Source organism: Enterococcus sp. (assembly GCF_022711995.1).
Lineage (GTDB): Bacteria > Bacillota > Bacilli > Lactobacillales > Enterococcaceae > Enterococcus_D.
In genome coordinates this window covers 1-7,282 of the sequence record NZ_JALAHI010000068.1, presented here as the reverse complement: position 1 = coordinate 7,282, position 7,282 = coordinate 1, and the positions used below count along the sequence as shown (strand labels likewise).

General features: G+C 40.4%; 7 protein-coding genes. 5 read left to right on the top strand and 2 right to left on the bottom strand.

The genetic code is table 11. From position 1 onward, the window contains the following. Positions 1-8: 8 nt before the first annotated feature. The 3 genes from Q0A12_RS06765 to Q0A12_RS06755 are packed head-to-tail and all read left to right on the top strand — an operon-like array spanning position 9 to position 3,065. A complete protein-coding gene (locus tag Q0A12_RS06765; protein ID WP_291291899.1) occupies positions 9-1,331 on the top strand; it encodes an extracellular solute-binding protein in 1,323 nt (440 codons plus the stop codon). A gap of 29 nt (positions 1,332-1,360) precedes the next feature. Further along, a complete protein-coding gene (locus Q0A12_RS06760) occupies positions 1,361-2,233 on the top strand; it encodes a sugar ABC transporter permease (RefSeq protein ID WP_291291896.1) in 873 nt (290 codons plus the stop codon). A gap of 16 nt (positions 2,234-2,249) precedes the next feature. Next, a complete protein-coding gene (locus Q0A12_RS06755) occupies positions 2,250-3,065 on the top strand; it encodes a carbohydrate ABC transporter permease (protein ID WP_291291895.1) in 816 nt (271 codons plus the stop codon). 119 nt (positions 3,066-3,184) lie between these two features. Here Q0A12_RS06755 and Q0A12_RS06750 read toward each other — a convergent pair whose 3' ends face one another. Continuing rightward, positions 3,185-3,319, bottom strand: a complete 135-nt coding sequence (locus tag Q0A12_RS06750) for a hypothetical protein (RefSeq protein ID WP_291291894.1) — start codon at positions 3,317-3,319, stop codon at positions 3,185-3,187. Positions 3,320-3,711: 392 nt separating this feature from the next. Between Q0A12_RS06750 and Q0A12_RS06745 the strand changes: the two genes are divergently transcribed. Beyond that, positions 3,712-5,610: an SH3 domain-containing protein gene (locus Q0A12_RS06745; RefSeq protein ID WP_366030970.1), complete on the top strand. Its 1,899-nt coding sequence runs from the start codon at positions 3,712-3,714 to the stop codon at positions 5,608-5,610. A gap of 497 nt (positions 5,611-6,107) precedes the next feature. Continuing rightward, the gene (locus tag Q0A12_RS06740) at positions 6,108-6,335 is read left to right on the top strand and encodes a hypothetical protein (RefSeq protein WP_291291900.1); all 228 of its coding nucleotides are present in this window, start codon (positions 6,108-6,110) and stop codon (positions 6,333-6,335) included. Between the two features lie 251 nt (positions 6,336-6,586). Here Q0A12_RS06740 and Q0A12_RS06735 read toward each other — a convergent pair whose 3' ends face one another. Then, positions 6,587-7,174 carry a polymer-forming cytoskeletal protein gene (locus Q0A12_RS06735; protein ID WP_291291897.1) on the bottom strand — a complete coding sequence of 196 codons (588 nt, stop codon included), beginning with the start codon at positions 7,172-7,174 and terminating at the stop codon, positions 6,587-6,589. Positions 7,175-7,282 lie beyond the last annotated feature (108 nt).

Sequence of the window (7,282 nt, the reverse complement as noted above, 5' to 3'; positions counted from 1 at the left end):
TTTGGTGGGTGAGAAAAATGAAAAAAAGTTTTATTTTTCTATATAGTATATTGAGCTTTGCGTTGCTTGTTGGTTGTTCCAGTAATAATGAGAGTAGTGGATCAGGAGATTTTGCTAGTTCAGATAAACAGACATTGACTGTCTGGGCTTGGGATACGAATTTCAATATTCCAATTATGGAAAAAGCAGGGGATTATTATCGTAAGGACGGGCACGATGAGGTCAAAGTGAATGTTATTGAAATGTCGAATGAGGATACAAAGCAAAAAATGGTATCTGGATTCACATCGGGGGTATCAGAAGGATTGCCTGATATCGTTTTGATGGATGATTATGATGTACAAAGTTATCTTACGAATTATGAAGGGAAATTTGCGGAGTTATCTGACACCATCGATTTTGCTGATTTTGCCGAATACAAAGTAAAGAATGCTACCTATAAAGAAGGGATCTATGCAGTGCCATTTGATTCTGGTTCTGCCGGATTATATTATCGCACCGATTATTTAAGCGAGGCAGGCTACAGTGAAGCAGATATGAAAGATTTGACTTGGTCCCAATTTGTCACTATCGGTGAAGATGTGAAAGAAAAGACCGGTAAATGGTTTGTTGCGTTCATTCCTAACCGTGGGACGCATTATCTGCAGATGGCAATGCAGTCTGCTGGACTGTGGTATTTCGATGAAGAGGGTAAAATTTTCTTGAAAGACAATCCAGCGATCCGCGAAATGATGCCGATCCTAAAAGAGATTGACCAGAAAGAATTAGCAAAACCGGTAGATTATTTTGCTCCTGAGGGAATCGGAGCAGTTACAAGTGGTGAAGTTGCGGCGGTTAACTCTGCCATTTGGTTTTCGGCAACGATTCGTTCTGCTGAGGATCAAAAAGGCAAGTGGGCTTATACCCATCTGCCGCAATTAGAGACAGTTGATGGGGCGACCCCTTATTCAAACTTAGGCGGATCAAGCTGGTTAGTTTTGAATGATTCGCCAAATAAAGAACTAGCAATGGATTTCTTGAAGACAGAATTCGCAGGCAATAATGAATTCTATCAAGAGATATTGGTGGACAATGGGGCAGTGGGAACGTATTTGCCATCTCAAAAAGGGGAGGCGTATCAATACAAAGACCCATTTTTCAATGATGAGCCAATCTATAAAGATTTTTCCAGTTGGATGGCTGAAATCCCTGGTGTCGATTATGGCAACAATACGCAAGCAGCGGTTGATGCTCTTCGAGGGGTTATGCAAAGTTATTTTGATGATGCATTGAGTTTGGACGAAATGCTGGAAGAAGCAGAAAATAATTATACGATGCAAGTCGGCGAGTAGCCGATTTGCATTAGCAGGGAGTGGATAAAATGAATCCTTCGAGAAAAAGGCGAGAAGTATGGAAATTTATTAGTTTTGCATTGATCTTAAGCAGTATTTTCATGATTTATCCAATTCTGTATTCAATTTATCTGTCTCTTCATACGATGCAAGGATTGCAATCTGTTTTTGTTGGTCTAGGCAATTACCTTCGAATGTTTCAAGATACCATTTTCCACAAAGCATTAGTCAACAATTTTGTTTTCTTGATTTTTCAAGTGCCGATCATGGTGTTTTTAGGCCTCTTGCTGGCTTTTGTATTGAATACACCAAAACTGGTGGGACGAACTTTTTTTAAGCTTGCCCTCTTTCTGCCAAGTGTCACCTCTCTAGTTTCCTATGCGGTTTTGTTTAAAATGATGTTTCAGATCGGTGGGATCATTAATCGGGGCTTGCTGGCAATCGGAATTATCCAACAACCGTTAGACTGGTTAAATAGCCCTTTTTGGGCGAAAGTGACAGTGATCATTGCCTTATGCTGGCGCTGGACAGGGTATAACATGATTTTTTATTTAGCAGGATTACAGAATATTTCAGATGATACGTTGGAGGCTGCGGATATAGATGGCGCCAACAGCTTTCAGAAGTTCTTCAGGATCATCATTCCTCAATTGAAGCCAGTAATTGTTTTTACCACGATCACATCGACGATCGGAACGATTCAGCTCTTTGATGAAGTGGTGAATTTAACAGGCGGCGGTCCTTCAAATGCGACGTTGACTGCAGCCCAATTGATCTACAATCATTCATTTGTCTATACCTCAAATTTTGGTTATTCAGCAACATTGTCGTGGGCGTTGGTAGTGATCATTGCGGTCTTATCCTATGCGCAGTTAAGATTATCGAAAGACGACCGACAATAAGCAGAAAGGAGCAGCGATGAAGCGATATGTGAATACCCTGATAAAATATCTTTTTTTGATCGTAGCAGCATTCGTCTCGATCTTTCCTTTCTATTGGATGATCGCAGGAGCGACAAATACATCGAATCAGATTGCGGCTGGCAAACTCACACTAGGAAATCAGCTGATCACGAACCTCCAGCAACTATTTGCTAATTATAATGTTTCCTTGATCATGTGGAATTCAATCAAGATTTCTGGAATTACTGTTGTTTTTAGTTTACTGATCACGTCATTGGCGGCATTTGGTTTTGAGAAATTTCAGACTCGCAGCAGTGAAATGATTTACTCGCTTTTTTTACTGTGTATGATGATTCCGCTGGCTGCATTGGTCATCCCATTGTTCAAGATGATGTCAGGCCTGCATCTTGTAAATCAACCGATCGCCGTTATTTTGCCGCTAGTCAATAATCTTTTCTTGATTTTTTTCTTTCGGCAAAATTTCAAATCCTTTCCCGACGGCATTTTAGATGCTAGCAGGATCGAAGGAGCAAGTGAGTATACGATTTTTTTTCGGATCGTTTTTCCAATGATGCGCTCAACTTATGCAGCAGCGGCTATCTATGCTTTTATGAACGCATGGAATAGCTATTTGCTCCCGCTGATCTTTTTGCAGACAGAAGATCGTCAAACGATGACGTTGCTGATATCGAACTTATCCTCGGCTTCTTATGTTGCTAACTATGGCGTGCAGATGACAGCAATTGTCATCGCGACGATCCCGACATTAGTCCTTTTTCTCTTTATGCAAAGAGGGTTTGTCAAAGGGATGACGGGTTCTTTAAAGCTTTGATAACAAAAAAATGACCTGATTATTTAGCCGAACCGAGAGTTTACTCGGATCGGTTGAATAGTCAGGCATTTTTTTAGGCTATAAAACAGCCTAAAGGAAATGTCGCAGGCAGAGGGGCATCATTTGTCTTTAGCGGCGGATTTTTTGTCTTTTTTTGGGACAGAAGCAAGGGCTTTTTTGAAAATTTCCTCTTTTTCTTGCTTATAACTGTGCTGACGCTCGGCATAAACTTTTTCTTTTGATTTCGTTTTCATTTCAAGTCACCTCTTCCTTTTCTTTTACTATAGCATAATTTCACAAAGAAATAAAATAGCTGCCTTTTGAATAACGGGGTTAAAGCTATTTTTCAATCGGGGTTTGTGAAAAAACGAAGGGCGAGATAGGCGGTATTGAATGATTCGATGCGTTGCTTTTCAAAGGAAAATCGTAGCTGCAAATTGACTATTGATGCTTCTCGTACGTTTTGTTCGCATTCCTGCTTTTTTTCCATTAAAATAGAACTATCTTTGTGGGGAAAACAAGCATCTGTATGAAAAGGATTCTTTTATTACAAACAATTAAACCTACATTAAAAAAACATTACAGGTTGGAAAAGGATGTCAAAATCGAATCGATTTTGGTAGAATGAAAAGGAGGGGGTGTTTCATTGGAATCTCGTAAAGCAATTCGGAAGCGTTTGGTGAAACAGAAACGATCACTTTTTATACAAAAAAGTATCGGAGTCACAACGGCGTTAGCATCTACATCAGGTGTTTTCACAACGATGGTCCTTGCAACAGAGGGCAACGCTTCAGAAGTAAATGAAACAGAAGTAGCAAAGTCGACTAAATCAACTGCAACGAAAACTCTTGCTCAATCGTCAGAAACAGCGATCAACCAACAGTTCAAAACAACTGCGTCACTGAATGTGCGTTCAGACGCTTCAACCAGTGCGAAAATTATCAATGGCGTGGGAACGAACACTACGATTAAAGCTGTTGCCAAAAAATCTGGTACGTCCGTTAATGGTAATACGACTTGGTATAAGTTATCGTCAGGTGGTTGGATCTCTGGTGCTTATGTGACAACAGCTAGCAATAGCAATTCATCAAGCAATACATCAAGTGGAGAAACAGCGGTCAACAAAACTGTCAAAACAACGACGGCATTGAATGTTCGCGCTAGCGCATCAACAAGTGCGAGTGTCGTTCGGGGATTGAGTGGTAATGCGACTGTCACTGTGGTTGCTCAAAAAAATGGAACAACAGTGAACGGCACATCAACTTGGTATAAATTGTCTAACGGTGGTTGGATCACTGCCGCTTATGTTAGTAATGTAACCAGTGGTTCAAATACGAGCAACACTGGGAATACATCGACTGCCGAACAAGCAATCAGCAAAAATGTTAAAACAACTGCGTCACTGAATGTGCGTTCCAGCGCCTCAACTAGTGGAAGTGTTGTTGGTAACCTAAGCAACAGTACCACCGTCAAAGTTGTTGCTCAAAAAGGCGGTTCCTCTGTCAACGGCAATACGACTTGGTATAAATTATCAACTGGCGGCTGGATCACTGCGGCTTATGTCAAGGATGCCGGCAGTACTAGCAATCCATCGAATGGTGGATCCAACAGCAATAATTCTAATTCATCAACGAACACTGCTGAACAGGCAATCAGCAAAAACCTACAGACTACGACAGGGATGAATGTGCGTTCGAATGCGTCGACTAGTTCAAGGATTGTCAGCAGTTTGAGCAGCAACGCTGTCGTAAAAGCAGTGGCGCAAAAACAAGGAACGGCTGTCAACGGCAATACGACTTGGTATAAATTATCATCTGGTGGTTGGATTTCTGCGGCTTATGTTAAAGATGCCGGTAGCACCAGCAATCCGTCGACTGGTGGATCCAGCAGCAATAATTCAAATTCATCAACGAACACTGCCGAACAAGCAATCAGTAAAAATCTACAGACTACGACAGGAATGAATGTGCGTTCGAATGCGTCGACTAGTTCAAGCGTTGTCAGCAGTTTGAGCAGCAACGCTGTCGTAAAAGCAGTAGCCCAAAAACAAGGAACAGCCGTCAACGGCAATACGACTTGGTATAAATTATCAACTGGTGGCTGGATTTCTGCGGCTTATGTTAAAGAAGTCAGCGGAAATACCGCAACGAATCCTGGTAACTCCGGCAATAATAACGTCAGCACCTCTGTCAATGGCGCGGCTATCGTAGCAGAAGCGCGTAAATACATTGGTACACCTTATCAATGGGGAGGCAAAGGGCCGGATGTCTTTGATTGTTCTGGTTTCACTCGCTATGTCTTTTTACAGGTAACGGGTAAAAATATTGGTGATTGGACTGTTCCTCAAGAAAGCGCTGGTACGATCATTCCCGTATCTCAAGCGCAAGCAGGAGACCTTCTATTCTGGGGTGAAAAAGGCAATACCTATCATGTAGCCATCGCAACCGGGAACGGTAGCTTTATCCATGCGCCAAGTACTGGTTACACGGTCACGGAAGCAAGTTCAGGCTTTTCAACAGCTAGTTTTGCGCTTCGTGTCAAATAAGAATCAACGCTTACTACCTCCAACCTAGTAGTTGGAGGTAGTTTTTTTATGGGATGATCGTTGTGAAAGATAACACGCAGGTTAGTCTATACATAACAAAGTAAAACAGAAATCCTTTTAACGATAGAAGAAACATTGATTTAGCAATTGTACCTTAATCAGTTGTTTTGACGAGGTGCCACCTTCTTATCAAAGTGACAAAACGATAGAAGTCTGTAGGCGATGTGTCTTGGATCTCTGACTTCAGAAGCTTTGACATATTGGTGATTTATGGAGACAAAGACACGGCAGTAACTTTGAATAATTAACAGGTTTCCTGACAAGGTCTAAGGAAGACTATTTGGAGGCTAGTCAATACTACGAAAATCAAGTGTTTGTGTCGCTTTTTTGTCGGTGCGGTCTTAATGATTCTAGGCGTGTTGCGAAATCAGAAGAATAAGAAGTGAAGCTATAAAAGGGAAAATGAATAAAAGAGTAATTGCCTGTGATAATGTCAGATGCGTGGAATTTGCCGAATATCGAATGGTGGAGGGGATGCGGTTGATGAACAAAGTTTTTTGTTTTCATTTTCTAAAAAAAGAAAAAACATCATTATGGCAGAACAAGGAGTCATTCCTGTGTATCAAAATGTCGAAGCACATTTGCGAGCACCAAAAATCAAAGGCGTGGTTTCTCATGGTGCTGGAGTTCAGTACGATTATAAATGGGCTTTCGTCGAAGAATAACCAGCAGTAAATAAAGCACTTAACCAACAAAGCTATTCCTTTTATCGATTCTTCCTTCTATGTAAGTATTCTTCGAGAAGGGGAAACGGTAAAAGGAATATTTTGGTGAAAAGGATAAAATTCTTTGTATTTACTTACACAAAGTTAGTGGGAATCGGCTGGAAATTGACTAAAAAAGATCCTTGGAGATGAAATAAATCAACTCCAAGGATCCTTTTTTGAAAATGTTTTTCACAAAGAAAATGGTAGGTTTATTCGCTAACTTTCACGTCACCTGTAACAGATGCGCCTTCTTTATCAAGTGTTGCTGAATCTTGGATTTCTTTAGAAGCGAAAGTAATATTTCCTTCAACTTTCGTACCGTTCAATACGAAACCTTTAGCATTTACTTCGATATCGCCTTTTACAACACCGTTAACAATGTTGAAGTTTTCTGAATTAACAACTAATTTTGGAACAGTGATTGTATATTGAGCAGTCACTTTACGGTTTTCATCTTGAGAGTACAAAGCAAATTTACGGTAGATATCATTTGCAGCGTCTCCTTTGTCATGGAATTCACCGTCAACAGTCAAGTCTTTGTCGAAAGTCATGTTATCTGTAACAGCAACGATCCAGTTACCGTCTGCACTCAAAGCTTTTTCAATAACTGAAGTTTGGTTGCTTACTGAAGCTGTTGAAACAACATCATCTGTTGATGCAGTTGTTGCTGTAGAAGCAGCAGTTGAAGCAGCAGTTGATGAACTTGCAGTTGTATTGTTATCAGAACTACATGCAGCTAAAAGAGTTCCTCCCATTAGCAATGAAGCAGCGATTAAAGTGATTTTTGTTTTTTTCATGTTACCTTCTCCTTTGTATTCCCATAGTTTTCTTAAAAACAAAATGATTATACCATAGAGAAGTTTAGTTTGTGAAACAAAAAACATTAATGAGGAGAAATTTAATAG

Bases quoted from the DNA above. Each gene is read 5' to 3' on its own strand.
- Q0A12_RS06760 (WP_291291896.1), top strand. From the start codon at position 1,361: ATGAATCCTTCGAGAAAAAGGCGAGAAGTATGGAAATTTATTAGTTTT.
- Q0A12_RS06755 (WP_291291895.1), top strand. From the start codon at position 2,250: ATGAAGCGATATGTGAATACCCTGATAAAATATCTTTTTTTGATCGTA.
- Q0A12_RS06750 (WP_291291894.1), bottom strand. From the start codon at position 3,319: ATGAAAACGAAATCAAAAGAAAAAGTTTATGCCGAGCGTCAGCACAGT.
- Q0A12_RS06740 (WP_291291900.1), top strand. From the start codon at position 6,108: ATGCGTGGAATTTGCCGAATATCGAATGGTGGAGGGGATGCGGTTGAT.
- Q0A12_RS06735 (WP_291291897.1), bottom strand. From the start codon at position 7,174: ATGAAAAAAACAAAAATCACTTTAATCGCTGCTTCATTGCTAATGGGA.